At 64.3% G+C, this 26,131-nt stretch carries 25 protein-coding genes; 11 read left to right on the top strand and 14 right to left on the bottom strand.

Going from position 1 to position 26,131, the window contains the following annotated elements; translation table 11 throughout:
- Nucleotides 1–103: 103 nt before the first annotated feature.
- The gene (locus tag LB556_RS12355) at nt 104–1,006 is read right to left on the bottom strand and encodes a LysR family transcriptional regulator (protein WP_224567355.1); all 903 of its coding nucleotides are present in this window, start codon (nt 1,004–1,006) and stop codon (nt 104–106) included.
- A gap of 121 nt (nt 1,007–1,127) precedes the next feature.
- Between LB556_RS12355 and LB556_RS12360 the strand changes: the two genes are divergently transcribed.
- Both LB556_RS12360 and LB556_RS12365 read left to right on the top strand, forming a co-directional pair.
- Entirely contained in the window at nt 1,128–1,598 is a 471-nt protein-coding gene (locus LB556_RS12360) for a DUF1348 family protein (RefSeq protein ID WP_224567358.1), read from the top strand.
- Nucleotides 1,599–1,622: 24 nt separating this feature from the next.
- Nucleotides 1,623–2,255 (top strand): pyridoxamine 5'-phosphate oxidase family protein, encoded by a 633-nt coding sequence (locus LB556_RS12365; protein WP_224567361.1) that lies wholly within the window; start codon nt 1,623–1,625, stop codon nt 2,253–2,255.
- 7 nt (nt 2,256–2,262) lie between these two features.
- Here LB556_RS12365 and LB556_RS12370 read toward each other — a convergent pair whose 3' ends face one another.
- The 3 genes from LB556_RS12370 to ftsE all read right to left on the bottom strand — a co-directional run bounded on the left by LB556_RS12370 (nt 2,263) and on the right by ftsE (nt 4,738).
- Nucleotides 2,263–2,988 (bottom strand): YdcF family protein, encoded by a 726-nt coding sequence (locus tag LB556_RS12370; RefSeq protein ID WP_224567364.1) that lies wholly within the window; start codon nt 2,986–2,988, stop codon nt 2,263–2,265.
- Between the two features lie 111 nt (nt 2,989–3,099).
- The gene (locus tag LB556_RS12375) at nt 3,100–4,086 is read right to left on the bottom strand and encodes a cell division protein FtsX (RefSeq protein ID WP_224567367.1); all 987 of its coding nucleotides are present in this window, start codon (nt 4,084–4,086) and stop codon (nt 3,100–3,102) included.
- Nucleotides 4,079–4,738 carry a cell division ATP-binding protein FtsE gene (ftsE, locus tag LB556_RS12380; RefSeq protein WP_010911739.1) on the bottom strand — a complete coding sequence of 220 codons (660 nt, stop codon included), beginning with the start codon at nt 4,736–4,738 and terminating at the stop codon, nt 4,079–4,081. The genes LB556_RS12375 and ftsE overlap by 8 nt, the downstream gene beginning before the upstream one ends.
- Nucleotides 4,739–4,989: 251 nt before the next feature.
- Here ftsE and LB556_RS12385 point away from each other — a divergent pair, with 251 nt between their 5' ends.
- From LB556_RS12385 to LB556_RS12395, 3 genes are all read left to right on the top strand, one after another.
- Nucleotides 4,990–5,634, top strand: coding sequence for a hypothetical protein (locus LB556_RS12385; RefSeq protein ID WP_224567369.1), 645 nt, complete (start codon nt 4,990–4,992; stop codon nt 5,632–5,634).
- A 25-nt stretch (nt 5,635–5,659) separates the two neighbouring features.
- Entirely contained in the window at nt 5,660–6,202 is a 543-nt protein-coding gene (gene hpt, locus LB556_RS12390; RefSeq protein ID WP_056583612.1) for a hypoxanthine phosphoribosyltransferase, read from the top strand.
- A gap of 75 nt (nt 6,203–6,277) precedes the next feature.
- The gene (locus tag LB556_RS12395; RefSeq protein ID WP_224567372.1) at nt 6,278–6,649 is read left to right on the top strand and encodes a response regulator; all 372 of its coding nucleotides are present in this window, start codon (nt 6,278–6,280) and stop codon (nt 6,647–6,649) included.
- Here the strand turns inward: LB556_RS12395 and LB556_RS12400 are convergent, their stop codons facing one another.
- Nucleotides 6,650–7,597, bottom strand: a complete 948-nt coding sequence (locus LB556_RS12400) for a DMT family transporter (RefSeq protein ID WP_224567375.1) — start codon at nt 7,595–7,597, stop codon at nt 6,650–6,652. It abuts the gene before it with no gap.
- 221 nt (nt 7,598–7,818) lie between these two features.
- Here LB556_RS12400 and LB556_RS12405 point away from each other — a divergent pair, with 221 nt between their 5' ends.
- Nucleotides 7,819–8,676 carry a LysR family transcriptional regulator gene (locus LB556_RS12405; RefSeq protein ID WP_224567378.1) on the top strand — a complete coding sequence of 286 codons (858 nt, stop codon included), beginning with the start codon at nt 7,819–7,821 and terminating at the stop codon, nt 8,674–8,676.
- A gap of 47 nt (nt 8,677–8,723) precedes the next feature.
- On the opposite strand, the gene LB556_RS12410 is transcribed toward LB556_RS12405, so the two are convergent.
- The 5 genes from LB556_RS12410 to argH all read right to left on the bottom strand — a co-directional run bounded on the left by LB556_RS12410 (nt 8,724) and on the right by argH (nt 15,511).
- Complete coding sequence (locus tag LB556_RS12410) at nt 8,724–11,315, bottom strand: TIGR02302 family protein (RefSeq protein WP_224567380.1); 2,592 nt, start codon at nt 11,313–11,315, stop codon at nt 8,724–8,726.
- Between the two features lie 164 nt (nt 11,316–11,479).
- Nucleotides 11,480–12,421: a threonine/serine dehydratase gene (locus LB556_RS12415; protein ID WP_224567383.1), complete on the bottom strand. Its 942-nt coding sequence runs from the start codon at nt 12,419–12,421 to the stop codon at nt 11,480–11,482.
- A 28-nt stretch (nt 12,422–12,449) separates the two neighbouring features.
- Nucleotides 12,450–13,718 carry a diaminopimelate decarboxylase gene (gene lysA / locus LB556_RS12420; protein WP_224567385.1) on the bottom strand — a complete coding sequence of 423 codons (1,269 nt, stop codon included), beginning with the start codon at nt 13,716–13,718 and terminating at the stop codon, nt 12,450–12,452.
- A gap of 68 nt (nt 13,719–13,786) precedes the next feature.
- Nucleotides 13,787–13,993: a lipoprotein gene (locus LB556_RS12425; protein WP_224567388.1), complete on the bottom strand. Its 207-nt coding sequence runs from the start codon at nt 13,991–13,993 to the stop codon at nt 13,787–13,789.
- 117 nt (nt 13,994–14,110) lie between these two features.
- The gene (argH, locus tag LB556_RS12430; protein ID WP_224567391.1) at nt 14,111–15,511 is read right to left on the bottom strand and encodes an argininosuccinate lyase; all 1,401 of its coding nucleotides are present in this window, start codon (nt 15,509–15,511) and stop codon (nt 14,111–14,113) included.
- A gap of 34 nt (nt 15,512–15,545) precedes the next feature.
- Between argH and tlpA the strand changes: the two genes are divergently transcribed.
- The 5 genes from tlpA (at nt 15,546) to LB556_RS12455 (ending at nt 20,775) form a co-directional block, all read left to right on the top strand.
- Nucleotides 15,546–16,226 (top strand): thiol:disulfide interchange protein TlpA, encoded by a 681-nt coding sequence (tlpA, locus tag LB556_RS12435; protein ID WP_224567394.1) that lies wholly within the window; start codon nt 15,546–15,548, stop codon nt 16,224–16,226.
- A gap of 173 nt (nt 16,227–16,399) precedes the next feature.
- On the top strand, nt 16,400–17,752 hold the full coding sequence (locus LB556_RS12440) for an extracellular solute-binding protein (RefSeq protein ID WP_224567397.1): 1,353 nt from the start codon (nt 16,400–16,402) through the stop codon (nt 17,750–17,752).
- 103 nt (nt 17,753–17,855) lie between these two features.
- On the top strand, nt 17,856–18,740 hold the full coding sequence (locus LB556_RS12445) for an ABC transporter permease subunit (RefSeq protein ID WP_224567400.1): 885 nt from the start codon (nt 17,856–17,858) through the stop codon (nt 18,738–18,740).
- 7 nt (nt 18,741–18,747) lie between these two features.
- Nucleotides 18,748–19,662: an ABC transporter permease subunit gene (locus LB556_RS12450; protein ID WP_224567402.1), complete on the top strand. Its 915-nt coding sequence runs from the start codon at nt 18,748–18,750 to the stop codon at nt 19,660–19,662.
- A gap of 12 nt (nt 19,663–19,674) precedes the next feature.
- A complete protein-coding gene (locus LB556_RS12455) occupies nt 19,675–20,775 on the top strand; it encodes a sn-glycerol-3-phosphate import ATP-binding protein UgpC (protein ID WP_224567405.1) in 1,101 nt (366 codons plus the stop codon).
- 39 nt (nt 20,776–20,814) lie between these two features.
- Here the strand turns inward: LB556_RS12455 and LB556_RS12460 are convergent, their stop codons facing one another.
- The 4 genes from LB556_RS12460 to LB556_RS12475 form a co-directional block, all read right to left on the bottom strand.
- The gene (locus LB556_RS12460; RefSeq protein WP_224567408.1) at nt 20,815–21,897 is read right to left on the bottom strand and encodes an ABC transporter ATP-binding protein; all 1,083 of its coding nucleotides are present in this window, start codon (nt 21,895–21,897) and stop codon (nt 20,815–20,817) included.
- Nucleotides 21,894–23,474 carry an ABC transporter permease gene (locus tag LB556_RS12465; protein ID WP_224567529.1) on the bottom strand — a complete coding sequence of 527 codons (1,581 nt, stop codon included), beginning with the start codon at nt 23,472–23,474 and terminating at the stop codon, nt 21,894–21,896. Before LB556_RS12465 ends, LB556_RS12460 begins: the two co-directional genes overlap by 4 nt.
- A gap of 171 nt (nt 23,475–23,645) precedes the next feature.
- Nucleotides 23,646–24,653, bottom strand: coding sequence for an iron ABC transporter substrate-binding protein (locus tag LB556_RS12470; protein WP_224567411.1), 1,008 nt, complete (start codon nt 24,651–24,653; stop codon nt 23,646–23,648).
- A gap of 120 nt (nt 24,654–24,773) precedes the next feature.
- On the bottom strand, nt 24,774–26,126 hold the full coding sequence (locus tag LB556_RS12475; protein WP_224567414.1) for a hypothetical protein: 1,353 nt from the start codon (nt 26,124–26,126) through the stop codon (nt 24,774–24,776).
- Between the last annotated feature and the right edge of the window lie 5 nt (nt 26,127–26,131).

A 26,131-nucleotide genomic window follows, 5' to 3' on the forward strand; every position in this document is an offset into this window, starting at 1 on the left:
AGGAGATGTGCGTTGGTTACACCAAGCGCGGTGAAAAAGGAAATGGCCTAGGCCTGTCGCGACCGATGACGAAGCAAGGTCTGGTGAGGGTCGGGGCCGGTCACTACCCCAATCGCGCCAGCCGTTCCTTCAGGCGCGGCGCGGCGAAATCGAGAAAGGCACGCAGCTTGACCGGCAGCAGGCCGTGGCCCGCATGCACCAGGCTTACCGGCCACGGTTCCGGCTCGAATTCCTGCAACAGGATGCGCAACATGCCCGACCGCACCGCCGCATCGACCTGGTACGAGAGAACCTTCGTTGGCCCGATGCCGGCAATCGCGGCGTCGATCGCTGCTTCGGCGGTATTGACCTGAAGCCGCGAGCGGACCTGGAGCGTGACTTCCGTCCTGCTGCTGGCGAAGGTCCATTGGGCAGCGGAGGCAAACCCGTCGAAAGTGACGCAACTGTGAGCGTCCAGATCGTCCAAGGTCGTGGGCGTGCCATGCGCAGCCAGATAGGCCGGGCTTGCACAGACGACGCGGCGGATCGAGCCGACGCCAATGGCGACTAGGCTCGAGTCGGGCAATTGGCCGATGCGGAGGGCAAGGTCGAAATGGTCCTCGACCAACTGGGTTATGCGGTCCGCCAGGGTGAGGCGGATGCTGACGTCGGGATAGGCCGCCAGAAAGCCGGTGACGACCGGCAGCACGTGAAGGCGACCGAAGACGACCGGCGCGGTGATGGCCAGTTCCCCGGTCGGCGCGCTGTACTCGCCCGCCGCCGCGCGTTCCGCCTCGCCGACATCGTCGAGGATGCGGCGGCAGGCCGCAAGATAGGCCTGGCCGGCATTGGTCGGCGTCAGCCGGCGCGGCGAGCGGTTCAGGAGCCGTGTGTTCAGATGGCGCTCCAGATCTGAAACCTTGCGGCTGACGGTGGCCAGCGGAATGCCGAAGCGGCGGGCCGCGGCGGAAAGGCTGCCGGCCTCCACCACGGCGACAAACAGGGACATGGCCTCGAGACGATCCATTGCGGCTTCCAGAAAATGGAAGGATAGCTTGCAAACATGCCATCTGCATTAAAAAGGTGGAAGGCCCTACATCTGTCGGCGCGGCTCGCCTATGGCGGCCGTGATCGACGAGGGAACCGCCATGTCCGAGAACCGCCCGCCGCTTCCGCCGTTTACCGCCGAGACGTCAGCCCAGAAGGCGCGCATGGCCGAGGATGCCTGGAATTCGCGCGATCCGGCGCGGGTTGCGCTTGCCTATACGGCGGACAGCCGTTGGCGCAATCGCTCCGAATTCCTGCAAGGCCGCGATGCGATCCAGGCGTTCCTGACGCGCAAATGGAGCCGCGAGCTCGACTACCGGCTGATCAAGGAAGTCTGGGCCTTTCACGGCAATCGCATCGCGGTGCGGTTCGCCTATGAATGGCATGACGACAGCGGCTCCTGGTTCCGCAGCTACGGCAATGAGAACTGGGAGTTCGACGAGCACGGGCTGATGCGCCTGCGCATCGCCAGCATCAACGACCTGCCGATCGCCGAGGCCGAGCGCCGATATCACTGGCCGCTCGGCCGGCGGCCGGACGACCATCCATCCCTATCGGAACTCGGGCTTTAGAAACGTTTCCTGCAGGAGGTTTGGATGAACGCACACGCCTTTACGAGCGATGTCGCCTTCACACCGACGGTCAAGGCGATCCAGGCGCGCAAGGGTTCGCGCCAATCGTACGCCCGCGTAGAGGAGCATGGCGGCTGGCAGTCGGCGATCACACCGGACCTTGCCGCCTTCATCGCAATGCAGACCAGCGTCTTCCTGTCGACGGCCAATGGCGATGGCCAGCCCTACATCCAGCATCGCGGCGGCCCTGCCGGCTTTCTCAAGGTGCTCGACGAGAAGACGATCGGCTTCGCGGATTTTGCCGGCAACAGGCAGTTCATCACCCAGGGCAATCTGGCCGACAATTCGCGCGCCTTCCTGTTCCTGATCGACTACATGATGCGCCAGCGCATCAAGATCTGGGGTACGGCACGCGTCATCGAAAACGATGCCGAGTTGATGACGCGGCTGATGCCGCCGGACTACAAGGCGCGTCCCGAACAGATCATCCTGTTCACCATCTCGGCGTGGGATGCCAATTGCCCGCAACATATACCGCAGCGCTTCGAGGCTGCGGATGTGGCAGCGGCGCTTGGCGAGCGCGACAGGCGCATCCAGCAGCTTGAACAGGAGATCGCGCGCCTCAAGGGCGTGCCAGAGGGCGCAGCCAAGCAATGATGCCGGCTCAGCCGCCGCCGGCCGTGTCGGCCAACGCGATGCCATCCGGCGTCGGTTTCACCGGGATAATTCCGCGAGCCAGCGCCAGGAGGTATTTGGTATATTCGGTGAACAGCACGCGCAACGCCCGCGGCTTGGTCAGCCAGCCGCCATTGTCGAGGTTGGAATTGACCACCGGGTAAGGTTCAAGCTTGGCACCATGCAGCAGGCGGCCCATCTCCAACAGGCTGCGCGGCATGTGATAATTGTTGGTGACCAGGATCACCGTGCCATAGGCATGATTTTCCACCCATTTAGCGCTTTCCTCGGCATTGCCGATCGTGTCGAGCGCGGCACGATCGATGTCGACGCAGCAGGAAAACAGCTTCTTGTCACCACCGGTCGCCGCCTGCAGTTGGTGACGGCTGGCGGAGGGATGCACGCCACTGATCAGCAACCGCTCGCCCTTGCCGGATGCCAGCAACTCCATCGCCGCGTCGAGGCGCGATTGGCCGCCGGTCAACACGATGATGGCATCGGCCTTGGCCGGGTTGGCGGGCGTGGTCAGATGGCTGATCTTGTTGGCGAACCAGCCGAAGCCGCCGGCAAACAGTGTTGCAAGGATGAGCAGCGAGAGAAGGGAGAGGCGCAACGCAGCCCACAAACGGCCGGCCTTGCCGTGGCCGCGCGAACGAACAGCCACCACTGGTATTTGTCCAGCCGTCCCGGTCGAATCCCGCACGTCCATGGCCATATGGTTAATCCTGAAACGCGGCCTTTGGTAGATAAAAGACGCACTTTGCGTTACGCCCATTCTCCATCCGTGATCACTTTCATCCACGCCGTCCAACCAACCACAAGGCACTCATGCATCGGGCTGGCGGACGTCGATGTCGCTGAGATAGGCGACGACGGTGACGTGCGAGGTTGCGGCCGTCAGCGCGCCGATGACCAGCACCATCAGGACGACGCCGAGATAGCCCGCCGAGCCGATGGCGAAATTGCCGAACAGGGCGGTTGCCTGGTCGGCTTGCGGCGTTGCCATGTTGCGCGACGACCACCACGAAAAGACGATGAAGACGAGCACCGCGGCGGTCCCCCCCGCGGCGGCGCCCTTCATGCCGGTAATCAGGAAATGCCGGCGGAATTCGCGTGCGATGAACCGCGCCTCGGCGCCGACGAAGTGCAGCACCTCGATGATGTGACCGTTGCCGTCCATGGCGCCGCGGGTCGCGAACACCACGGTCAGCACCGTCGCCGACAGCATCAACGCCAGCACGGCGACGCCGATGGTCACCGTTGTGCGGGCCATGGCCACCAGCCGGTCGACCCAGGTGCGGTGGTCGTCGAGCGACGCGCTCGGCAGTTTCGGCGTGATCGCGGCGCGCATGGCGGCGAAATCGGGCGGACTGTTCTCGTCGATGGTGACGATGATCAGGCGCGGCACCGGCAGGTCGTCGATGTTGAGGCCCGAACCCAGCCAAGGCTCCAGCAGCCTGGCGGTCGCTTCGCGGTCGATGATCCGGGTCGACTTCACACCCGGGAATTCGCCGGCGATCCGCGACGCCTGGTTGAGGGCCGCCTCCATGTCGAGGCCGTCGGCCGGCTTGATCTGGATGGTCGCCTCGCGCGAAATCTGGTTTTCCCAGACCGAGGCGGTGTCGCGCACCAGCGTCACCGCGCCGAAGGTCAGGCAGGACAGGAAGGTCATGATGGCGATGACCAGCACCAGGGCGCGGCCGGCAATGTTCTGCGCCGGTACTATCGGCGCCATCTTGCGCTGGGCGCGCGGTCTTGCGGCGGCTGCCTCGGCATCGTGCTCCTCGAAATGGTCGGCGGACAGATCAGTCATAGATGTCCAGCCTTCCGCCGGCCAGGATCATGCGGCGCGCGTCGACCTGTTCCATCAGGCCAAGATCGTGGGTCGCGATCACCACGGCGGTGCCGAGGCGATTGAGCTCGATGAACAGCCTGAGCAGGCGCCGCGCCAGCGGCGGATCGACATTGCCGGTCGGCTCGTCGGCGAGCAGGATCTCGGGCTGCTCGATCAGGGCGCGGGCAATCGCGGCGCGCTGCTTCTCGCCGCCCGACAGGACCGGCGGCAGCACATGCATGCGCTCACCGAGACCCACCCATTTCAACAGCTCGGTGACATCGGTGCGGTAGCTCGCTTCCTCGCGCCCGCGCACGCGCAGCGGCAGCGCGACGTTCTCATAGGTAGTCATGTGGTCGAGCAGGCGAAAATCCTGGAACACCACGCCGATGCGGCGGCGCAGATGCGGCAGTTCGGTGCGCGAGATGCGAGAGCGGTCCTTGCCGAAGATGGTGATCAGTCCGCGTGTGGGCTTCAGCGACATGAACAGAAGGCGTAGCAGGGTCGTCTTGCCGGCGCCCGAAGGTCCGCTCAGGAACTGGAAGGAGCGCTCCGGTATGTGCAGGGAGATGTCGCGGAGGATTTCCGGACCCATGCCATAGCGGAGGCCGACATTTTCGAAGCGAATCAATTTCGGCGACCTGAAATTCCTAGAGCATGATGCCGAAAAGTGTGACGCGGTTTTCGGGCGACATCATGCTCTGTGTCTTCTAGGGCCGGCGGCGAGCCGGCCTGTTCTGCGAAAAGACCATCGGCCGGCATGGTTAACCGGCGGTTAATTCCTGGGCTGTTTCGGCGCGTCACGAGAGCTCCGGTGGGGAAGCGTTAACTATTTGTGTTTACGCAAAAGAAACGAAAAGCGAACAGGTGCAATTCTGGGCCATGATGGCTGACCAGCGAACCGCGCGCCCGGTTTCCGGCGAAATCATGACCGATCCACCGGCAATTGCCATGGCGGACCGGATCGTGCGCGGTCGGGCGGACGATATCGTTGATGCCGATTATGAAGTGATGCCGCGCTTTGCCTCTGCCGTGGAAAGCGATTCACCGCCGCCGCGCGCGATCGTCCCCCCGCCCATCGAGGGCATGGATATGTTGCGCAAGCCGGAAACGCCGGCGCAACGGCCACCGGCCTCGCGGGGCGGGCCAATCTTCTGGATCGCCGGCATCGGTGCCGCCCTTGCCGCGTTCTGGGTCTCCGGCGGACATGCGCTGATGCGCCAGGCGCCGTTCTTGTCCGGCGCGCAAGCGTCGGCGCTGACGATTTCAGGCGTCACCTCACGGGTCGATGCTTCGGGAGCCAATCCGGTGCTGTTCGTCGATGGGGAGGCCGCCAATGACGGGACGAGGCCGGCAACAATGCCGCCTCTGGAAATCCGGGTGACGGGCAATGACGGGCGCATGATCCGCTATAGGTTGGGGACATCGGGCCGCTCGCTGGCGTCGGGCGAAAGATTCGGCTTTGCCAGCCGGCTCGACGTGCCTAAGAACGGCGTAAGAACCGTTTTGGTTACTTTCGCCGAGTAGGCGATCACCGGGGAAGACCACCAGCATGCCAATCGTACGCGGCAAGGACATCGAAGTCCTGTTTTCGGCATCGGCGATCGCGCGGCGCAATCTCGAACTCGCCAAGGAGATCGCCGGGCACGACTATCACGATCTGCTGGTGATTTCGGTGCTGAAGGGCTCGTTCATCTTCGCCGCCGACCTGATCCGCGCCATGCACGATGTCGGCCTGTCGCCCGAGGTCGAGTTCATCTTCATCTCCAGTTATGGCGCCGGTACCACCAGCGGCGAGGTGAGGGTGCTGCGCGACATCGACAATGAGGTCGCCGGCCGCGACGTGCTGCTGATCGACGACATTCTGGAATCGGGCAAGACGCTGAGCTTCACCCGCGACCTGATGCTGTCGCGCGGTGCGAAAAGCTGTTCCATCGCCGTTCTGCTCGACAAGCGCATGCGCCGTCAGACCGCGCTCAATGCCGACTATGTCGGCTTCGACTGCCCCGATTATTTCGTCGTCGGCTACGGCATGGACGTCGCGCATGCCTTCCGCGAACTGCCGTTCGTGGGTGTCGTCAAGGGCGACGTCTGAGCGACCGCCAAAAAGACTTGCCGGCCGCTTCCGCTTTCAGGAAAAGTCAACTTTTCGCCGCCAAACATGCCGGCCATGGCAAAGCTTCTGATCGTCGAGGACGATGAGTCCGTCCGCACCCTGGCAGCCCGCGCGCTCGAACGCGCCGGCCACGCAATCGATATCGCCGCCGATGGCGCTCAAGGGCTTTCGTTGATCCGCGCCGCAAAGGGCGGTTACGATCTCGTCGTCTCGGACATTCGCATGCCGGAGATGGACGGTATCGAGATGGCGGTTGCCGCCGCCGCGCTTTTCCCGGCGATGAAGATCATGCTGATGACCGGCTATGCGGACCAGCGCGAGCGTGCCGAGGAATTGGACGGCATCATTCTCGACGTCGTGCAGAAGCCGTTCACGCTGGCCGAGATCCGTTCACGCGTGGACAAGGCGCTGATCTGCTTCGCCTGATCAGGCTGGATCCCCGGCGGCAAGCACGGGCATTGCGCTCTTGCGCCGCTCGGTCTTGAGCGCCAGCAGGCCTGCGCCGATGATGAGCGCCGCGCCGATCACGGTCGTCGAGCGCGGGATCTCGGCGAAGAACAGGAACCCCCACAGCGGCGACCACAGGATGCCAGTATATTCGAAGGTGGCGACGCGGTTGGCCGGCGCCAGCCGGTAGCCTTGCGAGAGCAGGATCATGCCGGCCGAGGCGACGAAGCCGCACGCCGCCATCTTGAGGAAATCCGGCAGTGTCGGCCAGAACCAAGGCCGCACCAGGAATTCAAGGCTCGGGTGGACGGCGTGGGTTATGCCGGCGAGGTGGAACATGCCGGCAACCACGGCCGCGCCGGTCAGATAGGCGCCGTTCTGGTAGAAGGCCATCACCGTGGAGGATTCGGTGTCGCCGATCTTGCGGGCCATCAATTGCGAAAAGCCGTAGAGCACGGCCGAGCCCAGCGACAGCAAGGCCGCCCAGTCGAACAGTCCGGCGCCGGGGCGCAGCATGACCAGGACACCAAACATGCCGATCAGAACCGTTGCCAGCGTCTGCCAGGAAACCCGCTCGCCGAGATAGGGACCGGCCATCGCCATGATGCAGAGCGGCGCCATGAAATAGAGCGCCACGGCGTCGGCAAGCGGCAGGGCGGCGATGGCCAGATAATAGATCGTGTAGGACGAGAACTGGATGAAGGCGCGCATCGTCAGCATGCCGAAGCGCCGCGAAAGGATGGCGCGGAGTCCGACATCGGCATGGACGAGAACAATCAGGATCGGCAGGGCGACGAACGAACGGATCGCCATTACCTCGGTCACGGGATAGCCGCTCGAAACGGCTTTGACGAGCGGGTCCTGCAGCGAAAAGACCAGCACGCCCAGGCACAGGCTCAGGATGCCGCGCACCATCCTATTCTGCATCCGCGTTCGGGCTCCCGCGCATAGATCCGGCGACCCTCTCCAGACCAAAAAGAACCCGCCACCGTTTTCGGGCAGCGGGTACGAGTGAGGACTCTCTGATCGGTCCGCAGCCGATTTCGCGGCTGCATATCCAATGGGTGAGGCGACTATCGGACAGCGTTTGACATGTTGCAAACGAATTGGAATGATGCCAGCAATCAAATTTGCTTATGATGGATTCCATGCGGCTAACCCTCGACAGCGATCTCCTGCGCACCTTCGTGGCCATCGCCGAGGCCGGCAATTTCACCAGGGCCGCCGAGCAGGCCGGTCGCACCCAGTCCGCCGTGTCGATGCAGATGAAGAAGCTCGAAGAGCTGGTTGGCGACAGCCTGTTCGAGCGTGGTTCACGCGGTGTCGCACTGACGCGGCGTGGCGGCGAACTCATCATCAATGCCCGCCGCATCGTCTCGCTGCTCGATGAAACGGCGGCGTCGATGGCGGCGGCGCCGCTCGGCGGGCCGGTGCGGATCGGCATTCCGGAAGAATATGGCCATGCCATCCTGTCGCGCGCGCTTGGCGCATTTTCGAAGCGCCATCCAAAGGTTGAAGTCACGGTGCGCTACGCCCATTCGTGGGCTCAAGTTGCGGCGCTCGCCGCCGGCGAACTCGATCTCGCGGTGGTCTTCGAATGGCAGGACCTTTCCGGCGGGGAGGTGCTGATGCACGACCCAACCGTGTGGGTGACGTCGAACCTGCATCACATGCACGAGGAACAGCCGCTGCCGATCGCGCTCTACAACCGCGCCGGCTGGTGCAAGGACTTCGCCATCAAATCGCTGGAGCAGCGCGGTCTCGCCTATCGCGTCGCCTATACCAGCGACACCAATGGCGGCCTGAAGCTTGCCGTCACCTCAGGCCTGGCTATCGCGCCGATTTCGCGCAGCAACATTCCGGCGGATTGCCGCGAACTCACTGCCGCGGACGGGTTCGGCGACATCGATTCCTCCAATGTGGTGATGCACCGCAACCCGACTGCGTCAGGCGAGGCGATCGACGGCATGCAGGAGGCGATCCGCGAGGCGTTCGTCAACAGATAGGTCCAACCCACCGCGTCATAGGCGTCGCCGGTTGCTTCCGCCGCTTACTATTTCAGCTCCAGCAGCCGTTCCAGATAGCTGCGTTCGATGTCCGGGCTGAGTGCATTGCCGAGCCGCTTGCGAATCGCTTCCAGGATCTGGCGGGCGCGCTGGACGTCGATCTCGTCGGGCACTTTCACCGAATCGCCGAAATCGGGGCCTTCGCTGGCGCGCGGCCGGCCGAGCGGGTCACGGTCGGCGTTCTGCTGACGACCGCCTTCCTGGCTGCCGCCCCGATCGCCCTGCATGGCCTGCATCTGCTTCATCATGTCCTTGGCGCCCTTGCGCAGCGCCTCGAGCGCGCGGCCCTGGTGGCCGACGGCCTCGTCGCCCTGACCTTCGCCAAGCGCCTGCTCGGCGCTGCCCATGGACTTGCCGGCCTCGCCAAATCCTTCATTGGGCTCCATGCCCATGCCTTCGAGACCCTTCTTCAGCTGTTCGAGATCGCTCTTCAGCTGGCCCTGGCCTTCCTGCAACTGCTTCAGCGCATCGGCGAATTCCTGCGGCGTCATCGGCTTCGGCCCGGCGAGCGGATCGCGGTCCTGCCCAGCGCCTGGCTTGTTCTGGTCGCCGCCGCCCTGGCCAAGCTGCTCGTCGCGGTTTTCGCCACGCTGGCGCTCGCCGCGCTGCATCTGGTCCATGCGGAAGGTGTCGTTCATCATCTCCTGCTGGCGCCGCAGGATCTCGCCGAGCTTGTCCATCTGCTGGCGCATCTGGCTGTCCTGCTCACCGCCCTGCTGCTGGCGGCCGGCCTGGAGGTTGTTCATCATGTCCTGCAACTGCGACAGCAATTGCTGGGCCTTGTCGCGATCACCCGACTTCGCCAGGTTCTCGATCTGGTCCATCATGCGGTCAATGTCGCTCTGGCGCAGTTCCTGGCCGTTCTGCTGCATCCGCGGCGCGTTCGGGTTCTGCTTGGCGCGTTCGGCGAATTCCCGCAGGAACTGGTTCATCGCCTCGCGCAGTTCCTTCATCGCCTTCTCGATCTCGGCGTCGCTGGCGCCGTTCTTGATCGCGTCCTGCAGCGCCTGTTGCGCCTGGCGCAGCCGCTTCTCGGCGGCCGAGAGGTTGCCCTCCTCGATGCCGAGCGCGATCTCCCAGAGATAGGCGACCTCGTCGCGCAACTGATCGTCGTTCCCGGCCAGCTTCAGCCGGCTCATCGCGCTCATGATGGCGAGGTAGTGGGCCATGTTGTCGAACGTGTCCTCGGGCCGCAGCGTGATGGCGTCCATCAAGTCGAGCACGCGCGGTTTGGCATTGGCATCGAGCGCAAGCAGGCGGCGCTGTTCGATGATCGCGCGCGCCAGCGGGTTGCCGAACGGCCGCTCGGGCATCACGAGCGTCTTGGTCTCGCTCGACGCGGTGTGTCCGGCGTCGTCGGTGGCGACCAGCGTCAGCTTGATGCTGTTGCCGGCCCAGACATGCTCGGTCAGATCCTTCGTGGTCCTGGCGGCATTCGACTTGCCGCCGCGGCGCGGCAGTGTCAGCGGCATGTCGGGCGCACCATAGAGCGGACGCGCACCGGGCGCCTGCGGATCGGCCAATGCGAAGACCGCCTTGGCGGTCGCGGCGCCGTAGTCGTCATCGATCTGGTAGTTGAGTTCGAAGGCGCCGTTGGCGGCGCGCTTGGGCTCGCCGACGAAGCGGATCCGCGGCGGCTTGTCAGGGCTCACGGCGAAGGCCCAGCGGCCAAGCTGATCCCCTCCCGATTTCAGCGTCAGCGTGCCGTCGCCGGTCAGCTTGCCGGTGAATTGGCGCACCTTGGACGGCGCCGGGCTCGCGGCCGGTTTGGCCACGGCGGCGGCTTGCGGGTCGGCCGGGTCGATGGCGCGCGTGTTGCCGTCCTTGTCGGCATAGGCAAGCGTTTCCTCGCCCGAACCTCCGGTGACACGCAAGGAGACGTCGCTACCCTCGGGGACCTGGAAAGTTGGCGTCGCCTGGTTGGCGTCCGCGGTCAGGAAGATCGGCGGCTTGCCGGTGTAGGTCGGCGGCGTCACCCAGGCGTCGATGCGCGGCGGCACGGTGTCGAGCATGCCGTGCGCGCGGAACCCATCGCTCAGCCTGCCACCGGTCGGCCCGAAGGAGAACGCAAAGGCGGTGACGAGCAGGAGTGCCGCTACGGCGCGCAGTCCCCAAGGGTCGCGCTCCGGCACGCGCGTGCGCGGCAGGTCGGCACCGAGGCTGTCGAGCTTTCCAGCCATGCGCTTCTGGTGCTCGCGCCAGAGCGCCTGCGAGAAACTGCTTTCCTGGCCGCTGGGCCGGTCGCTCTGCACCTGTACCGGGCTGTGCGGCAGTTTATTGGCGGCTTCGATGCGGCGATCGACCTCGGCGGCGCCGGGCATGCGGAAAAAGCGCAGCGGATAGAGCGCGGCCAGCCCTGCCAGGCCGAACACGGCGACAAGGCCGATGCGTGCCACATTCGGCAGCCGGGGGAAAATGCCGAACCAGGAGGCGCTGAGGAACAGGCAGGCGACAACAATGAGCGGGAGCAGCAGCGGCCAGCCGCGCTCGACCATCATAGAAATCCGCGTCGCCACCCGGCTCATGGCCAGGCGTCCGGCCAGGCCGCGAACGTCGCTGAAGATGGGTCGTTGCGTCATCGGCCCTTCCTAAAGCCTTTCCCATCCTGAAAGGATAGGATCGGCCTCATCTCTTTGAGTGAGGCGGGGCAGGATAGCCCAAGCCTCACGACTCGAAGAATACCAGCAAACACGGCAAAGGCGAGGCGGTTCGGGAAAACGTGAAGCCAGCCGAATGGTTGCAATCAGAAATTGGCGGGGTTCGCGTTGGCGCCACAGACCAGCACGGCGACCCGTTCGCCCGAAGCCGGCATGTAGCGGCCTGACAGGATCGCGGCGAAGGCGGCGGCACCGCCTGGTTCCGAGATGATGCGCACGCGGTTCCAGAGCGCCTTCTGGGCGGCGATGATGTCGTCGTCGCTGACCAGGATGGAACGCTCTACGAAGGCCTCGGCTATCGGGAACATCATCTCGCCGACGCGTTTTGGCGCCAGCGAATCCGCGGCGACCCCTTCCGCTGGCGCGTCGACGGGGTGACCGGCCTCCAAGGCGCGATGAAGCGTCGGCGCGCCTTCGGGTTCGACGGCGACGATGCGGATGCGGCCGGCATACCAGGCGGCGATGCCGCCGATCAGACCGCCGCCGCCGACGGCGATCAGCAGCGTATCGATGTCAGGCAGATCGCTTTCGATTTCGAGCCCGAGCGTGCCCTGGCCGACCAGCGTTTCCTCCTGGTTGAAGGCGTGAATCTGCAAGGCGCCGGTCTCCTCGGCGAAACGTTCGCTGGCAGCGAGCGCCTCGGCATAGCGGGCGCCGCCGACGACGAGGTCGGCGCCATAGCCGCGAATGCGGTCCAGCTTGGCTTGCGGGCTCACTTCGGGAACGAAGATGGTCGCCTTGTGGCCAAGCCGCATGGCGGCGTAGGCAACGGCGGCGCCATGGTTGCCGCCCGATGCGGCGACGACCCCGGCCTCGGGAACCGGCCGCTCCAAAAGATTGGTGAAGGCGCCGCGTGCCTTGAACGAGCCGGAATGCTGCAGGCATTCGAGCTTGAGGTCGACCGCCATTGGTGGCCGGTCGAAGTCGGCCATATCGACGCGCAGCACCGGCGTGTGCCTGATATAGGGGCGGATGCGCGGTTCCATCGCGGCGATGCGTTCGCGTGTGACGGATTTGCCCTGCGACATGACTTCGTCCCCGTATCGAGTTTGCGGCCTATGCAAGCCAGTCCGGCACCGAATCCAACCCGATCAGCTCGTCATAGGTCAGGCGCGAACGCACGACATGGAAACGGTCGCCGTCGACCAGCACCTCCGGCACCAGCAGGCGGGTGTTGTAGGTGCCGGCCTGGACCGCGCCATAAGCGCCGGCGGTGAAGACAGCAACTAGATCGCCCGCTTTCAGCCTGGGCAGGTCGCGGTCGAGGCCGAGATAATCGCCAGTCTCGCAGACCTGGCCGACCACGTCGACCGTCATGCGCGGCGTGTCGGCCGGTGGCTGCACGACCGGCTTGATCTCGTGGAAGGCATCGTAGAGCGTCGGCCGGATCAGGTCGTTCATTGCAGCGTCGACGACCAGAAAATTCTTGGCGTCGCCTTCCTTCACGAAAATCACTTCCGAGACCAGGATGCCGGCGTTGCCGACGATCAGCCGGCCCGGCTCGAACATCACTTTCAGTCCGAGCTTGGTGACATGCTTGCGCACGATCTGGGCATAGGCGTCAGGCAAGGGGGGCGGGTTGTTATCGACGCGGTAGGGAATGCCGAGGCCGCCGCCGAGATCGACATGCTCGATGGCATGGCCGTCGCCGCGCAGCGCGCCGACCAGGTCGACCAGCAGGGCGAAGGCGTCGTCGAAAGGCTGCAGTTCGGTGATCTGGCTGCCGATATGGGTGTCGATGCCTGTGACTTTGATGCCGGGAAGCGTTGCCGCGCGGGCATAGACCTGGCGCGCCCGCTGCCACGGAATACCGAACTTGTTCTCGGCCTTGCCGGTCGAGATCTTCTTGTGTGTCCTGGCGTCGACATCGGGATTGATGCGCAGCGAGACCGGCGCCACCTTGCCCAGGGCGGCGGCGCGGGCCGACAGGAGTTCGAGTTCCGGCTCGGACTCGACGTTGAAGCAAAGGATGCCGGCTTCGAGCGCAAAGTCCATTTCACGCGCCGTCTTGCCGACACCGGAAAACAGGATCTTGCCGGCCGGGACGCCGGCGGCCAGCGCCCGGCGCAACTCGCCTTCCGAGACCACGTCGGCGCCGGCGCCGAGCCTGGCCAAGGTCCGCAGCACCGCCTGGTTGGAATTGGCCTTCATGGCGTAGCAGACCAGCGCGTCGAGCCCGGCAAAGGCCTCGGCGAAGACACGGTAGTGCCTGGTCAGCGTCGCCGTCGAATAGCAGTAGAACGGCGTGCCGACCTGCTTCGCGATGTCGGGGATCGCGACGTCTTCGGCATGCAGCACGCCGTCGCGGTAGTCGAAATGGTTCACGAGAGTGATTCCGGAAGTTGGAGCACATTGAGATCGGATTTAGGAAACCAAACCCGGCCTCATCGGCTTTAGATCAGCGGATCGAGGATGAACTTCTTGTCCTTGACCGGTTTTTCCGGTTCTGGCGGCAAAGGCTGTTTCGCCTTTTCGGCATCCTTGCGCGCCTGGACGGCCGCCTCGTAGGGCGTGTCGAGACCGGCCTTGCGGCCGCAGGCGGTCACGGAGGCAAGCGCCGCAAGCAGCGTCAGCGTTACCAAAATCCTGCTTCCGGTCATCGATCCATCCGTCTGAAACTTTTGCCAGCCGCCGCTTTTAGCCGAGTTCTAAACCTATTGCACCCCGGATATTGCCGATCGCATTATCCGGGATATTGCTGATCGCAATATCCCGCGTCACGCCTTGGCGAGACGCTTTTTCCAAGAGCGTATCTGCTTGCGCACCTCCGACGGCGCGGTGCCGCCGAAGCTGGTGCGGCTCTTGATCGAATTCTGCACCGCAAGCACCGAGAAAATGTCGGACGTGATGCCGGGGTTGATCGATTGCAGATCCTCCAGCGAAAGCTTCTCCAGGCTGACCTTCTTGTCTTCCGCCAGTGCCACCGCGCGGCCGGTGACATGATGCGCCTCGCGGAACGGCAGGCCCAAAGTGCGCACCAGCCAGTCGGCGAGGTCGGTGGCGGTGGCGTGGCCGGAGCCGGCGGCCTTCTTCATGGCGGCCGCATTGACGGTCATGTCCGCGACCATGCCAGTCATCGCCGCCATCATCAGATCGAGCGTCTCGGCGGCGTCGAACACCGATTCCTTGTCTTCCTGCATGTCCTTGCCATAGGTCAAAGGCATGCCCTTCATCACCGTCAGCAGGCCGACCAGATGGCCGTTGACGCGTCCGGTCTTGCCGCGCACCAGTTCGGCGGCGTCGGGGTTCTTCTTCTGCGGCATGATCGAGGAGCCGGTGGAGAAACTATCCGACAGCCTGATGAAGCCGAATTGGGGCGTCGACCAGATGATGATCTCCTCGGCCAGCCGCGACAGGTGCGTGGCGCAGATCGCGGCCATGGCGAGGAACTCCAGCGCGAAATCGCGGTCGGAGACGCTGTCCAGCGAATTGCGCATCGGCTCGCGGAAGCCGAGGGCCCTGGCGGTCTGGTGGCGGTCGATCGGGAAGCTGGTGCCGGCAAGGGCGGCGGCGCCGAGCGGGCTCTCGTCCATGCGTTCGATCGCATCGCGCACGCGCGACAAGTCGCGCGAAAACATCTCGACATAGGCCATGCAATGATGGCCGAAGGTCACCGGCTGTGCCGCCTGCATATGGGTAAAGCCCGGCATGACGGTCGCCGCATGTTCCTCGGCCCGTTCAAGCAGCGCCGTCATCAAGCCTTTCAACGCCTCGGCGACGCGAAAGCACTCGTCCTTGACCCAGAGCCGCAGATCCACCGCGACCTGGTCGTTGCGCGAGCGGGCGGTGTGCAATCGGCCGGCGGCCGGGCCGATCAGGTCGGCAAGCCGAGCCTCGACATTCATGTGGATGTCTTCCAGCTTCGTCGAAAACTCCAAGCTGCCGGCTTCGATCTCTTTCAAGATCGTGTTCAGCCCGTGAGCGATTTTTTCTTGATCAGCCGCCGAAATAATGCCCGTTTGCGCCAGCATCTCGCTATGGGCGATCGAGCCTCTTATGTCCTGCGCATAGAGTTTGCGGTCGAACGAGATCGACGCGTTGATCGCTTCCATGATCGCGGCCGGACCCGAGGCAAATCGTCCGCCCCACATCTGGTTGCTGGTCTTCTTGTCGCTCATGGCTATAACCCGTGCTTCGGAGCAGTTTGAGAAAATGGCAGACGGAAACAGATTTTTCCCGGCATCGCGCCTGATCGTCGCCGCCCTGGTGGCGGGAGCGCTGGCCGGTGCGGTCGCGGTATATGTCAGCGAGAGCCGGTCTGGCAACAACGCCGCACCCCAGCTGGCGGCCGGCGAAAGCAAGGACGACGTCGCCTGCGCCGCCAAGAGCGACCGCGCCAAGAAGATCGCTGCCGCCGCCACCGGCGAGGTCGCAGCACTTTTGCCCGCCGATCCGCCGCAATCCATGAAGAGCCTCGCCTTCAATGGTCCGGACGGCAAGCCGATGACGGTCGCCGATCATGCCGGCAAGATGGTGTTGCTCAATCTGTGGGCGACATGGTGCGCGCCATGCCGTGCCGAAATGCCGGCGCTCGATGCGCTGCAGAAGGAGAAAGGCAGCGACGCCTTTCAGGTCGTCGCCGTCAACGTCGATGCCGGCGACGATGTGAAGCCGAAGAAGTTTCTCGCCGATACCGGCGTGCACACGCTCGGCTACTACCGGGATTCGACGATGACGCTGTTCAACGAGCTGAAGACGCGCGGCCTGGCGCTTGGTCTTCCCGTCACCATGCTGATCGATGGCGAAGGCTGCCTGATCGCTCACATGAACGGCCCCGCCGAATGGTCCGGGCCTGACGCCAAGCGGCTCGTCGACACGGCGCTCGGGTCGTGAGCCTAAAGCGCCGGTGTGACGTTTTCATGCCGGCGCAACCGCCGAGGGGAAGGCAAGCCCAGCTGTCCACAGGCCCGGGAGGCCACAACAGAACTGTCACATACCTTCTCTAAGAGAGCGGGCAAGGACTTGCGCAAGACCCTTGTCACCTGTCATTCAAGAGGGAAGAAATCATGACAATCATCAAGCGGGGCCTCACTGCCCTTGCCGCAGGCGCGCTCAGCACCGCGCTGGCGGTTCCTGCCTTCGCCGAGCCGGTAAAATTCGATTTCTGGTTCGGGCTCTCGGGCGACCTCGCCCGCGTCGTCGATACGATGTGCAAGAACTTCAACGCTTCGCAGACGGATTATGAAGTCGTATGCACCAGCCAGGGCAATTACGATGCCACGCTGCAGAACACCATCGCCGCGTTCCGCGCCGGCAAGCAGCCCGCCATCGTGCAGGTCTATGACGTCGGCACCGCCACGATGATGCTGTCGGGCGCCTACAAGCCCGCCGACAAGCTGATGGAAGAAAACGGCTACAAGATCGACTACGCCGACTATTTCCCCGGCATCGCGCGCTACTACGCGACCTCGAAGGGCGAGATGCTGTCCTTCCCGTTCAATTCCTCGACCGCGCTGATGTACTGGAACAAGGACGCCTTCGCCAAGATCGGCAAGACCGAGGCGCCCAAGACCTGGGAAGACGTCGGCGCCGACCTGCAGGCGATGAAGGACGCCGGCTATGAATGCCCGATGGCGATCAACATCTCCGCCAACGAAAGCTGGCAGTTGATGGAGCAGTTCTCGGCCATCCACAACCAGCCGATCGCCACCAAGAACAACGGCTATGACGGCCTCGACGCGCGTCTGGAAGTGAACAAGACCAAGTTCGTCCAGTACGTCACCGATCTCAAGAAGTGGTACGACGCCGGCCTGATCAAGATCAAGTCCAAGGACCTCGGCCAGGACATGGTCCAGGCGTTCGCTTCGGGCACCTGCCAGGTGATCATGACCTCGGTCGGCGACCACGGCACGGTCGGCAAGACGCAGAAGGAAGGCATGAACTGGGACGTCGCCGAACTGCCGGCCTATGCCGGCACCGAGCGCAAGAATTCGCTGGTCGGCGGCGCTTCGCTTTGGGTGCTCTCCGGCAAATCGGACGCTGAGTACAAGGGCGCGGCTGCGTTCCTCAATTTCATCCACGACCCCAAGACCGCTTTGTTCTGGTCGACCAATACCGGCTACATTCCGGTCACCAAGTCGGGCTTCGACTACATGAAGTCCACCGGCTTCTACGACAAGGCCCCCTACAAGGGCCGTGAAGTCGCCATCGCCAGCCTGACCGCGTCCGAGCCGACCGAAATCACCCGTGGTGTGCGCCTGGGCAACTTCACCCAGATCCGCGCCGAATTCGGCACGCAGATGCAGGCGATCTTCGCCAACAAGGTCAGCGTGCAGGAAGGTCTCGACACGCTGGTCAAGAATGGCGACGCCGTCCTCGATCGCTTCCAGCAGACCTATCCGGGCAAGACCCTGCCCTGATCACGGGAATTTCCCGGGCCGCCCGCCGACTCCATTTGAGCGACGGGCGGCCGTTTCATTATTGATCTCTCACTTGCATTAAGCCTGCGGCAACGGCGGACCGATGGAAAAACGCGTCACTTTCGCCAGTTGGACAATCGGCATCCTCTTCGCGGTGCCGCAGCTCCTGCTGATCTTCACGTTCTTCTACTGGCCCGCCGGCCAGGCCGTATACTGGTCGCTGACGCTGCAGCAGCCCTGGGGCGGCGGCAACATCTGGGTCGGGCTCGACAATTTCCGCTCGATCCTGGCCAACGCCGATTACTGGAACTCGATCACCGCCAGCCTTGTCTTTGCCGGGATCAGCACCGGGCTCGCGATGTTCATCGCGCTCGTGCTCGCCGCGCTCACCGACCGCCAGCTTGCCGGCTCGCGTCTTTATCGCGTGGTGCTGATCTGGCCTTACGGTATCGCCGCACCGGCCCTGGCGATGGCGTTCCGCTTCATCCTGGCACCGGAAGCCGGCTTCCTGGCCGTCGTCAACAAGGGCTGGCCCGGCTTCTGGGACCCCGGTCTCGACGGCGCCGACGCCATGGCTTCGATCATCATTGCCTTCTCGTGGAAATATGTCGGCTACAATTTCATCTTCTTCCTCGCGGCGTTCCAGGCCATTCCGCGTTCGCTCATCGAAGCCGCGGCGATGGACGGCTCCGGCGTCATCAGGCGCTTCTGGGACATCCAGTTCCCGCTGATCACGCCGACGATCTTCTTCCTGCTGGTCATCAACATCACCGAGAGCTTCCAGGATTCGTTCGGCATCGTCGACATCATGACGTCGGGCGGGCCGGCGAACGCCACCAATCTGATGGTCTACAAGATCTATTCCGATGGCTTCAAAGGCCTCGACTACTCGGGCGCCGCGGCGCAGAGCATCATCCTGATGGTGCTGATCGTCCTGCTCACCATCGTCCAGTTCCGCTTCATCGAGCGGCGCGTTCACTACAGGTGAAATGCCCATGGTCGAGCGCACCCCGATCCTCAATTTCTTCACCCATCTGATCCTGTTCATCGGCTTCGTCTTTTGCATCGCGCCGTTCGTCGTCGTGGCGATCGCCGCGTCGCACAACCTCAAGGATGTCAACGACGTGCCGATGTCGCTGCTACCGGGCAGCGATTTCTGGGTCAACATCAAGACGGCCTGGACGACGGCGGACCTCGGCCCCAAGCTGCTGAACAGCTTCATCGTCGCCGCGGGCGTTGCGGCCGGCAAGGTGATCATCTCGGCGCTCACGGCGTTCGCGATCGTCTATTTCCGCTTTCCTGGCCGGATATTCATCTTCTGGCTGATCTTCGTGACGTTGATGCTGCCGCTGGAAGTGCGCATCGTGCCGACCTATGCGGTCGTCGCCAACGTGCTGGCGCCCTACCAGGCCATTCTCGATGCGACAGGCTTGAGCTGGCTGATCGAGAAGGTGTCGGGCGTGCAGGTCTCGCTCAACCTCGGGCTGCTCAATTCCTACACCGGCCTGATCCTGCCGCTGGTCGCGACCGCCACCGGCACCTTCCTCTACCGGCAGTTCTTCCTCACTGTGCCGGATGAATTGACCGAGGCCGCGCGCATGGACGGCGCCGGGCCACTGCGCTTCTTCATCGATGTCCTTTTGCCGCTGTCGCGCAACAACATGGCAGCGCTCGGCACGATCATGTTCCTGTGGGCATGGAACCAGTATCTGTGGCCGCTGCTCATCACCACCGACCAGTCGCATGCGATGGCGGTAACCGAGCTCAAGTCCCTCATTCCCAATGTTGGCGGCACTCCGGAATGGCATATTGCCATGGCCGGCACGCTGATCGTCATGTTGCCACCGCTGATCGTCGTGGTCTTCATGCAGCGCTGGCTTGTGCGCGGCTTGATCGCCACCGAGAAATAACAGGAGACAAAAATGGCCTCCATCGCGATTCGCGACGTCAAGAAGAACTATGCCAAGACGCAGGTCGTGCATGGCGTCGATCTCGACTTCGCCTCCGGCGAATTCGTCGTCATCCTCGGCCCATCCGGCTGCGGCAAGTCCACGCTGCTCAGGATGATCGCCGGGCTGGAGGAGATTTCCGGCGGCACGATCGCCATCGACGGCACGGTCGTCAACAAGCTGGAGCCACGCCAGCGCGGCTGCGCCATGGTATTCCAGAACTACGCGCTCTATCCGCATATGAGCGTGGCCCAGAACATCGGCTATTCGCTCAAGGTTGCCGGCGTTCCTGCCGGCGAACGCAACCAGCGCATCCAGGCGGTGGCCCGCATGCTGGAGCTCGAGCACCTGCTCGAGCGCAAGCCGATGGCGCTTTCCGGCGGCCAGAGGCAGCGCGTCGCCATGGGCCGCGCCATGATCCGCGAGCCGAAAGTCTTCCTGTTCGACGAGCCGCTGTCCAACCTCGACGCCAAGCTGCGCGTGCAGATGCGTTCGGAAATCCGCAAGCTGCACCGCCGGCTGAATGCGACCTCGGTCTTCGTCACCCATGACCAGGTCGAGGCGATGACGCTGGCCGACCGGCTGGTGGTGATGAATGGCGGAAGGGTCGAACAGGTCGGCACGCCGGGTGAAATCTACACCCGCCCTGCCAGCCGCTTCGTCGCCACCTTTGTCGGCGCGCCGGCCATGAACATCCTTGAAGGCACCGTCGAACGCGACGGGCTGTCGCTGCTCGGCGGCAGCCGGCGCCTGGCCACGGCTCGCGTCGGCCTACCGGTCGGCACGAAGGTGGCGATGGGTATCCGGCCGGAAGCGGTCCGGCTGGTGGCGCCGGAGACGGCCGGCGCGCTCAAGGCCACTGTCGACCTCGTCGAGGAATTGGGCGCGGGGCGGGTCATCTACGTCGATCTCGATGGCGCCCCGTTTTCGGTAATGACGTCAGAGGCCGTGCATCCAGAGCCCGGCAGCACCGTCGGCTTGAAGATCTCGCCGGACGACATGCACTTCTTCTCGTCGGAGACAGGGACCCGTCTCGATGTCTTCAAGGCTTCCGTGCCCGAGCCGGCACTCTGATTTCCGACGCGCGCCGTTTCGCGCCTTCAGCAGTCGATCTCAAGCAAAGACGTGCGCCTTGCCCGATACGGTCAGCCGCACGATCTCGCCGACCGCCGGCGCGTCCATGCCGGATTTGCGCAGGATCAGCGGCGTGCCGCCGATCGCGGCGGCGTCCGGCGGATCGGAATTGTTCAGGAGCCGTACCGCGACCGTGCATGTCGAGCCGGCGAATTCCGATTCCGTTACCTCGCCGAACAGCATGTCGGGCGTCCCCGACATGCCCTCGTGCGAGGTGCGTTTCAGCCCGATCTGCTCCGGCCGCAGCATGATGCGGGCAATATCGCGGCTTTCCTTCGTGTCGACGGCGATGCGGCCCAGTGGCGAGTTGGCGAAGCCGCCCGAAATGCTCGCCGGCAGGATGATGGCATCGCCGAGGAACTCGGCGATCATCCTGTCCTTCGGCTTGAGATACAGTTCGCGCGGCGTGCCGACCTGGGAAAATCTTCCATCACGCATCACCGCCACCTGACTGGCGAAGGACAGCGCCTCGGCCTGGTCGTGCGTCACCAGGATGGTGGTGATGCCGGCCGTCTCCAGAAGTTCGGCCACCGCCTTGCGCATCGAGGCGCGCAGACCGGTATCCAAAGCCGAGAACGGCTCGTCGAGCAGCATCAGCCGAGGCTTCATCGCCATGGCGCGGGCCAGCGCCACGCGCTGCTGCTGGCCGCCGGAGAGCTGATGCGGGCGGCGTTGGAGGATCGCCTTGTCCAGTCCCACGATATAGGCAAGCTCGACGATGCGCTCGGCGCGCCTGTCGTCGTTTCGTCCCATGCCGAAGCCGATATTGTCCGAAATGGTCAGATGCGGGAACAGGGCGCCGTCCTGCGCCACCACGCCGATGCCGCGGCGATGCGCCGGCACAGCGGCGCCGCCATTGGCCAGCACCTGACCGTCGAGCACGATGCGGCCCTGGTCCGGGGCCTCGAAGCCGGCGATCAGCCGCAGCAAGGTCGTCTTGCCGCAGCCGGAAGGTCCAACGATCGCCGTGCGGCTGCCGCTGGCGACGTTCAGGTCGACGCCGGCAAGCGCGGAGACCGGGCCGTAACGCTTGTGCAGATTGCCGAGTTCGAGGAAGCTCATCGTCCCGCCATCCGTTTCGACTGGACGTAGAGCAGCCAGGTCAGGGGCAGCGACATCGCCACCATGATGAAGGCGTAGGGGGCCGCCGAGGCGTAGTCGATCTCGCCGCTGTAGGACCAGAACGCCATGGCCAGCGTGCGGGTGCCGTTCGGCGCCAGCATCTGGGTCGCGGTCAATTCGTTCATGATGCCGAGCGCCACCAGCGCCATGCCGGCCGCGGCACCGGGCGCCGACAGGCGGATTGTCGTCGACCACAGCGCGTTGAGCGGCCGCCGGCCGAGGCTGGACGCGGCGCGCTCGAGCTCGACCGGGGCCTGGGCTATCGAGGCACGCAGGCTGATCAGGGCACGCGGCAGGAACATCAGTGAATAGGCGACTAGGATGGTGAACAGGGTCTGGTAGAGCGGCAGTGCGATGCGCACGGTGATGGTCACCAGTGCCAGCGCGATGACGACACCCGGCAGCGAGCCGACAATGTAATTGCATCCCTCCAGCAGGCGCTGCAACGGACCCGGAGCGCGGATGGATATCCAGGCCATCGGCATTGCCGCGACAGTGGCAAGCAGCGCCCCGGCGAGCGACAGGAATAGCGTCTGGCCGAGTGCTAGGCCGATTTCATCGAAGCGCCAGACTTCGGCGCCGCCGGCGGCGAGCCAGCGCCCGATAATCACGAACGGCACGCCAAGCGCCAGCAATGTGGTGACGACGAGCAGCAGCAAGCCGGGCACAGTGGCGCGGCCGAGGCGCATCCGCTCCTGGTGTCGCGCGGCACCGGAGCCGACACGGGCATAACGCTCCTCGCCGCGCACCAGCACTTCGAGCCCGAGCAGCACGAAGCAGCACGTCACCAGCACACCGGCCAGCATGTTGGCGGCCGGACCGTTGAAGGTCGACTGGAACTGGTCGACGATCGCGGTCGTGAAGGTGTCGAAGCGGATGAAGACGTAGAGGCCATATTCGGCCAGCAGATGCAGGCCGACCAGCAGCGAGCCGCCGCATATTGCGAGCCTCAGCTGCGGCAGCACGACACGCCAGAACACGCGCCAGGGTCCGAGACCAAGTGCCGCGGCCGCATCCTCAAGGGCAGGATCGAGGCGGCGCAGCGCCGCCGACACAGGCAGATAGAGGAAGGGAAAATAGGCGATGACGGATACCAGCACGCCGGCCCACAGGCCGTGCAGCCCCGGCACCATGGTAATCCAGGCATAGGAATGCACGAAAGCGGGGATGGCGAGCGGCGCCACGCACAGCCAGGCCCAGAGCCGGGCACCGGGCAGGTCGCTGCGTTCGGTCAACCAGGCCAGCGTCACCGACAAGGTTATGGCGATCGGTACGGCCAGCAGCACCAGCAGGCCGGTGTTGACCAGCAGTTCGCCGACACGCGGCCGGAAGACCAGTGCCGAGACGGTCTCCCAGCCCGTCTGCACCGCGATCCAAATGATGAAGGCAAGCGGCACCAACGCCAGCAGTGAGACCGATACGGCTGCGGCGACCAGCCAAGGCGCCACGCGCCGCTGCGTCCTTCGGCGCATCTTCGGCGCTAGGCCAGGGTGCGCGAGATCGACCGCGGGCTGCATCGGCTCAAGCGCCATACCGTCGCGGCGCGGCGGCGGCAATCAGGGGACCACGGTCGCGGTCAGGAACGAAGCGTGTCGTCATGAACGAATGCATCTCGGAACAAAACGCTCCCGCGGAAGGTGGATTCCCGCAGGAGCACGGTTTGACGTCCTTATTAGGAAGAACGACGACTAAAGCAAGCCGGCCGTGGTCATCAGGTCGGTGACCTTCTTGGAGTTCAGGGTCGTGGCGTCGACCTTCGGCGCCTGCAGGTCGACCAGAGGCACGAGCTTCGGGTTGGACCCGGCACCCTTGCCGACTGCGTATTCGAAGGAGGTTCCGTTCTTCAGAACATCCTGGCCACCCTTGCCGGTCACCCATTTCAGAAAGGCCTGGGCTTCCTTGGGATGCTTGCTCGAGGCCAGCACGCCGCCGCCGGAGACCGACACGAAAGCGCCCGGATCCTGGTTCTTGAAATAGTGCAGCGCGACATTCTTCGAGTTTTCGCCGGTTTTGGCCTGATCGCCGAAATAGTAATAGTGGTAGATCAGGCCGCCTTCGATCTGGCCGGCATTGACCGCCTTCATCACGGTGCTGTTGCCCTTGTAGGCGGTGAAGTTCTCCTTCATCGCTTTCAGCCAATCGGCCGTGGCGGCCTCGCCCTTGAGCTGCAGCAGCGCGCTGACGATGGCCTGGAAATCGGCGCCCGAGGGCGAAGCAGCCCAGCGGCCCTTCCAGCTCGGGTCGGCGAGGTCGAGCATCGACTTGGGCAACTGATCGGCCTTGAGCTTGGTGGTGTTGTAGGCAAAGACGGTGCTGCGCGCGGCCACACCCACCCATTTGCCGCTCGCGGCCTGATAGTCCCGCGGCACCTGGGCCAGCGTGTCGGCGTCGACGGGGGCGAACAGGCCGGCATTCTCGACCAGCACCATGGCCGGCGAATTTTCCGTCAGGAACACGTCGGCGGGCGAGGAGGCGCCTTCGGCGACGATCTGGTTGGAGAAGTCGCTGTCGCCGCCATTGCGCAAGGTGACCTTGATGCCGGTTTCCTTGGTGAACCCTTCGGCCCAATCCTTGGCCAGGCTTTCATGCTGGGCGTTATAGACGATGATGCCGGCATCTTCGGCCGTGGCCGGACCAGCGGCCAGGCTGATTGCGAGCGCCGCTACGCTGGTCAGGGCAAGAAGGGGGGATTTCATCGGGTACTCCTCGGGTTGCCCGCATTGCGGGTGCGTCCGAGTATCAATTCATGAATGGGTTAGTCAAGATTAAAAGGCAATCGGCGCCATCACGATTTCGCGTGGCGGACGCGGCTGGCATCACCCGATATGTGGCGCTGGTGGCTGCTCCTGCGGGATGCAGCCATCGACCATCGGATGAATGGTCCAGCGCTGATCCAGCCCCTGCTGTGTTCGTTTGGTCTCCGGATCGAACGCTTCGTTCAGCATGGCGCACCAGGTTCGGCGCAGGTTCTCGCAACGTGTCCTGAACGCGGCGCTGCCAAGCCCGTCACGCATATCCTGCGCGATCAGGTCGGTCGCCTCGCCCGGCGGTTTGGGCGGGACCGCGCCGGCGTCGGGAAAGTCCGGGTCCCACTGAAGATAGTGTTTTGCGTCGACGGCGGCGACCGCATCGAATTTGACCACCGCCATCAGCGGATGAAACTCGTGCCAGCCCTTGTGATAGCCGTCATAAACATGTTCGCCGAGGACGGCGACATGATCGCCCATCCTGATGGGGCCGAGCGCCTTGTCGCCGACATTGGCGTCCTCGACATTACCGGGGTTCAAGTTGAACAATCCTTGCAGGACCGGCTTGACCCCGCCGAAATAGGACGCCGCTCCGCCAATGGCACCGCCGACGGCCGCCCCGACCAGTCCACCCAGGAACGAACCGATGGCGCAGCCCAGCGCGCCCAGGAAGAACGAGCCTATGGCGCAGCCGACAGCCGCGCCGACGCTGGCGCCGGCCGCCGCCGCGGCCACCGTGACCACCAGGGCCGCCGTCAGCAGGATGACGATGGCCGGCGCCCATTGGCGCATCTTGATCCAGAAGTCGCCCTCGGCCTCGCAGTGCAGCCCCCAGCGCGCATGATCGTCGGCGGTTGCGTAGCCCAGGTCCGTCTTCAGGTCATCGCGTGGCAACAGCAACTCATGACCCTGAAAGCCGTCGTTGAGGATGTCGTTCGCCGGATGGGCCGCAATGCTGTTGGCGAATTCCGCGACGACCGTGCCGTCGGCATTGTAGCGATTGGCGGCGGCCAAAGCCGCCTCGTTGGTTTCGGCGTTGAGGATTTCGGTCGTCGGATGCGGCATCAGTATGACGTCGAAATACTGGTCGTTGTCGAAAGCGCCGAGGTCGCTGCGGAACGGATTATAGGAGACGATGCCGACGGCGCATTTTGGGTTGTCCTTGTCGAGGCAGACCAGGCGATGGTTGAGCCATTCCCCGGCGGCCTTGTCGATCGTCGCAGTGGCGGACGCCAGAAAGGCGATCGCCGCTGCAAGTGCCGCGCCGACCGGGCCCAGCAACAAGCCGAAGACGGCAGCCAGTCCGGTGATGACGATGATCTGTAGCGCCTGGCCGGCGAGGAAAGCCAGTCGGTCGTCCTCGTTGTAGGGCTTGCCACCGGCCGGATAGAGAAAGCAACTCGTATAGTGCTTGTAGGCCATCGGCG

Origin of the sequence: Mesorhizobium sp. ES1-4, from assembly GCF_020164745.1 — a bacterium.
Classification (GTDB): domain Bacteria; phylum Pseudomonadota; class Alphaproteobacteria; order Rhizobiales; family Rhizobiaceae; genus Mesorhizobium.

Bases quoted from the DNA above. Each gene is read 5' to 3' on its own strand.
- LB556_RS12355 (WP_224567355.1), bottom strand. From the start codon at position 1,006: ATGGATCGTCTCGAGGCCATGTCCCTGTTTGTCGCCGTGGTGGAGGCC.
- LB556_RS12360 (WP_224567358.1), top strand. From the start codon at position 1,128: ATGTCCGAGAACCGCCCGCCGCTTCCGCCGTTTACCGCCGAGACGTCA.
- LB556_RS12365 (WP_224567361.1), top strand. From the start codon at position 1,623: ATGAACGCACACGCCTTTACGAGCGATGTCGCCTTCACACCGACGGTC.
- LB556_RS12370 (WP_224567364.1), bottom strand. From the start codon at position 2,988: ATGGCCATGGACGTGCGGGATTCGACCGGGACGGCTGGACAAATACCA.
- LB556_RS12375 (WP_224567367.1), bottom strand. From the start codon at position 4,086: ATGACTGATCTGTCCGCCGACCATTTCGAGGAGCACGATGCCGAGGCA.
- LB556_RS12385 (WP_224567369.1), top strand. From the start codon at position 4,990: ATGATGGCTGACCAGCGAACCGCGCGCCCGGTTTCCGGCGAAATCATG.
- hpt (WP_056583612.1), top strand. From the start codon at position 5,660: ATGCCAATCGTACGCGGCAAGGACATCGAAGTCCTGTTTTCGGCATCG.
- LB556_RS12395 (WP_224567372.1), top strand. From the start codon at position 6,278: ATGGCAAAGCTTCTGATCGTCGAGGACGATGAGTCCGTCCGCACCCTG.
- LB556_RS12400 (WP_224567375.1), bottom strand. From the start codon at position 7,597: ATGCAGAATAGGATGGTGCGCGGCATCCTGAGCCTGTGCCTGGGCGTG.
- LB556_RS12405 (WP_224567378.1), top strand. From the start codon at position 7,819: ATGCGGCTAACCCTCGACAGCGATCTCCTGCGCACCTTCGTGGCCATC.
- LB556_RS12410 (WP_224567380.1), bottom strand. From the start codon at position 11,315: ATGACGCAACGACCCATCTTCAGCGACGTTCGCGGCCTGGCCGGACGC.
- LB556_RS12415 (WP_224567383.1), bottom strand. From the start codon at position 12,421: ATGTCGCAGGGCAAATCCGTCACACGCGAACGCATCGCCGCGATGGAA.
- LB556_RS12425 (WP_224567388.1), bottom strand. From the start codon at position 13,993: ATGACCGGAAGCAGGATTTTGGTAACGCTGACGCTGCTTGCGGCGCTT.
- argH (WP_224567391.1), bottom strand. From the start codon at position 15,511: ATGAGCGACAAGAAGACCAGCAACCAGATGTGGGGCGGACGATTTGCC.
- tlpA (WP_224567394.1), top strand. From the start codon at position 15,546: ATGGCAGACGGAAACAGATTTTTCCCGGCATCGCGCCTGATCGTCGCC.
- LB556_RS12440 (WP_224567397.1), top strand. From the start codon at position 16,400: ATGACAATCATCAAGCGGGGCCTCACTGCCCTTGCCGCAGGCGCGCTC.
- LB556_RS12445 (WP_224567400.1), top strand. From the start codon at position 17,856: ATGGAAAAACGCGTCACTTTCGCCAGTTGGACAATCGGCATCCTCTTC.
- LB556_RS12450 (WP_224567402.1), top strand. From the start codon at position 18,748: ATGGTCGAGCGCACCCCGATCCTCAATTTCTTCACCCATCTGATCCTG.
- LB556_RS12455 (WP_224567405.1), top strand. From the start codon at position 19,675: ATGGCCTCCATCGCGATTCGCGACGTCAAGAAGAACTATGCCAAGACG.
- LB556_RS12460 (WP_224567408.1), bottom strand. From the start codon at position 21,897: ATGAGCTTCCTCGAACTCGGCAATCTGCACAAGCGTTACGGCCCGGTC.
- LB556_RS12465 (WP_224567529.1), bottom strand. From the start codon at position 23,474: ATGCAGCCCGCGGTCGATCTCGCGCACCCTGGCCTAGCGCCGAAGATG.
- LB556_RS12470 (WP_224567411.1), bottom strand. From the start codon at position 24,653: ATGAAATCCCCCCTTCTTGCCCTGACCAGCGTAGCGGCGCTCGCAATC.
- LB556_RS12475 (WP_224567414.1), bottom strand. From the start codon at position 26,126: ATGGCCTACAAGCACTATACGAGTTGCTTTCTCTATCCGGCCGGTGGC.